The 2,500-nt window shown below is 56.9% G+C and carries 1 protein-coding gene, 1 tRNA gene and 2 rRNA genes (2 of these 4 cut by a window edge); all 4 read left to right on the forward strand.

The features are described 5' to 3' along the window. Positions 1-964 (forward strand): 23S ribosomal RNA (locus AC0L2D_RS09175); it begins 1,858 nt to the left of the window's first position. 270 nt (positions 965-1,234) lie between these two features. Next, a 5S ribosomal RNA gene (gene rrf / locus AC0L2D_RS09180) occupies positions 1,235-1,349 on the forward strand. A 154-nt stretch (positions 1,350-1,503) separates the two neighbouring features. Next, positions 1,504-1,580 (forward strand) — tRNA-Met (locus AC0L2D_RS09185). 880 nt (positions 1,581-2,460) lie between these two features. Further along, positions 2,461-2,500, forward strand: partial view of a type II toxin-antitoxin system ParD family antitoxin gene (locus AC0L2D_RS09190; protein ID WP_473540855.1) — the start only. Its footprint extends 227 nt past the window's final position; the window shows 40 of its 267 coding nt (coding positions 1-40); the start codon lies at positions 2,461-2,463; its stop codon lies beyond the right edge, outside the window.

The following is a 2,500-nucleotide window of genomic DNA, read 5'->3' on the forward strand; positions in this document are numbered from 1 at the left end:
TCCTAAGGTAGCGAAATTCCTTGTCGGGTAAGTTCCGACCTGCACGAATGGCGTAACGACTTCCCCGCTGTCTCCAGCATAGACTCAGTGAAATTGAATTCCCCGTGAAGATGCGGGGTTCCTGCGGTTAGACGGAAAGACCCCGTGCACCTTTACTATAGCTTTACATTGGCATTCGTAGTGGCATGTGTAGGATAGGTGGTAGGCTTTGAAGCCTGGGCGCCAGCTCAGGTGGAGCCACCCTTGAAATACCACCCTTATTACTATGGATGTCTAACCGCGGCCCGTTATCCGGGTCCGGGACAATGTATGGTGGGTAGTTTGACTGGGGCGGTCGCCTCCTAAAGAGTAACGGAGGCGCGCGATGGTGGGCTCAGAACGGTCGGAAATCGTTCGCTGAGTGCAATGGCATAAGCCTGCCTGACTGCGAGACTGACAAGTCGAGCAGAGACGAAAGTCGGTCATAGTGATCCGGTGGTCCCGCGTGGAAGGGCCATCGCTCAACGGATAAAAGGTACGCCGGGGATAACAGGCTGATGACCCCCAAGAGTCCATATCGACGGGGTTGTTTGGCACCTCGATGTCGACTCATCGCATCCTGGGGCTGGAGCAGGTCCCAAGGGTATGGCTGTTCGCCATTTAAAGCGGTACGTGAGTTGGGTTCAGAACGTCGTGAGACAGTTCGGTCCCTATCTGCCGTGGGTGTAGGAATATTGAAAGGATCTGTCCCTAGTACGAGAGGACCGGGATGGACGGATCTCTGGTGGACCTGTTGTGGCGCCAGCCGCATAGCAGGGTAGCTATATCCGGACGGGATAACCGCTGAAGGCATCTAAGCGGGAAACCCACCTTAAAACGAGTATTCCCTGAGAACCGTGGAAGACGACCACGTTGATAGGCCGGGTGTGGAAGAGCGGCAACGCTTGAAGCTTACCGGTACTAATAGTTCGATCGGCTTGATCGTTCTCATTCCTTATGCCCATCTGACAAAGTCAGATGGTCTGTTCTCACTCACGCTTGTTCCGCCCTGCGGGCGGCGCTACGTGGGTGCGGCGCATCAGCGCCGACGGTCGGTCGACCTTGCGAAGCTTCGCTTCGAAAGGCGCCAGACCAAGAACCGTAAAGGCACACAAAGACCAGCGAACAGCCCCGAGAGGCACCCGACAGCTCCGCTGCCGATGTCTCTTTGTGCGCCTTCGCTCAAAAGCTTCTCGAACAACGTGCGTTTTGCCGACCTGGTGGTTATGGCGGAGCGGCTGCACCCGATCCCATTCCGAACTCGGCCGTGAAACGCTCCAGCGCTGATGGTACTTCGTCTCAAGACGCGGGAGAGTAGGTCGCTGCCAGGTCTGCCAAACGCACGTTGATCTCACATCCAAATCGGATGGAGAAAAATCTTCTCTTTATGAAATGGCCCGCCAAGGGATCACGGGCCGCGTAAGCGGCCCTTTCATTTGGTCAGCCATATACCTATCTGTAGGCCTCGGCTTACACAAAAATTGACGCGGGGTGGAGCAGCCCGGTAGCTCGTCAGGCTCATAACCTGAAGGTCACAGGTTCAAATCCTGTCCCCGCAACCAAATTCAAAAAAGCCCGCCATCGTGCGGGCTTTTTGTTTTGTGCTGTGCTGTGCTGCCGGCCTGTCATCAGGCGCCCGCAACCAGCCAAGCCAAGCCGCCAGACAGAAAACGCAAATCCTCTCCCCAAAACCAACATCAAAAACAGCCCGCCAGCCACAAATGCCCGCGCGCCGTTTTGATATGCGGCTGGGGTGGCCATCGATCTGCCCAGGCTCAGGCCCCCGAAAGCGAAGCCGAAGCTGCGGGACAAAAGAACCAAATCCCGTCCCGCAAACCAAACTTCACTAAGCAACAGCCCGCCTGGCATCAGCCGGCGGGCTGTTCGCGTTCAAGGGACAATGGTGCCCGCAAGCGGCAGTCCTCGGCGCACAAAGAGGACTCAGCCGACAAGGTACGACAACAAACAAAGCCTCAACAAAACAGCCCGCAGCCCGCGGGCCGTTTGCGTTTGGGGGACTGGCAAGTGAAGCGCCAGGCCGCCGCCATGGCCGGATCAACCGAATCGGAGGCGGAAAAGACAAAGCCATCCGATCCTCGTGCCAGGCATCGGTGATGCCGGTGATGATTTGCAGTCAAATACGAAATGAATTTGGTCGGGGTGGTGTTCTATTCAGCCGGCTTTTGTGGCCACCCTCGACCATGACAATGACTGATGACCGCGAATATCGACCTGCATGTGAATCCTCGATCGCGCCGGCGGCCGGTGTGTCACGCCGCAATAGCCGCAAGTGCCGTTGGTCGAGCGGCCTAGGGGCGTTGAAGCGATGCCTCGATCATGCCGAATCAAAGCGAAGGGCGATTCTCTGCGGATGAGTCACGCGAGGTAAGGCATGGCCGAATCGGCGCCAGATTCGGAATCGCTCCCCGCAGGAGGTTGCCAATGCCAAATTACGCTTTGAATGACCACTACGAGAGCTTCA

This window comes from Mesorhizobium sp. WSM4833 (assembly GCF_055811095.1).